This is a genomic window from Streptomyces synnematoformans (assembly GCF_039531005.1).
Lineage (GTDB): Bacteria > Actinomycetota > Actinomycetes > Streptomycetales > Streptomycetaceae > Streptomyces > Streptomyces synnematoformans.
This window is the reverse complement of sequence record NZ_BAAAPF010000746.1, coordinates 1-693: the sequence shown is the minus strand read 5'-3', so window position 1 is coordinate 693 and position 693 is coordinate 1. Positions and strand designations below refer to the sequence as shown.

Sequence of the window (693 nt, the reverse complement as noted above, 5' to 3'; positions counted from 1 at the left end):
ACCGCGGCGGTGAGCCGGCGCGGGGGCGCGGCGGCGGCGCGCGGGACGACGGGCGCGCCGGTGACCCCGGTGGCGTCGCCGGGCAGCTCGCCGAGGACCCAGTCCCCGTACGCGGCGTACGCCAGCAGCCACCCCACCGCAAGACCGGCCCCCGGCGGCAGCCCGGCACCGACCCGCAACGGCCCCCGCTGCAGCCCGAGCACCAGCGCCAGCGCGGCGGCGGCGACTCCGGCGCCGGTCACGGCGGGCTGCGCCGCGCCGCGCAGCCCGGTGGCGAGGAGGACGAGGAGCCCGCCGGCGAGGGGCAGGAGGTGGGCGACGGGGGCGAGCGGGGCACGGCGCCGGGCGCCACCCGGCGCCGGAGGCGGACCGGCGCCGGGGCGGCGGGTCCGTACGTACATCTCCTCGGCGAGGGTGAACACGTCCCGGTGGCGGCAGCGGCGTGCGGTCCGGTCGGTGACGCCGCGGGCCTCCAGCCCGGCGGCGACCTCCAGCGGGTCGACGGCGCGCTCGCACAGCCCCCGGTGCCGGTGCATGAGTCCCCGCACGGGATCGGCGGACCCGCGCGGCCCGCCTCCGGCACGGGGGCGGGAGGCCGGGGTGGCGGAGGGCGCGGAGGCGGCGGGGGTAGCGGAAGGCGCCGTGGCCGGCTCGGCGGCGGTGGACGGCAGGCGGACGCGGACGATGGGTGCG

At 82.5% G+C, this 693-nt stretch carries 1 pseudogene; it reads right to left on the bottom strand.

From position 1 onward, the window contains the following. Nucleotides 1-536: pseudogene (locus tag ABD317_RS37475) on the bottom strand (hypothetical protein); the annotation flags it as partial. Nucleotides 537-693: the final 157 nt, after the last annotated feature.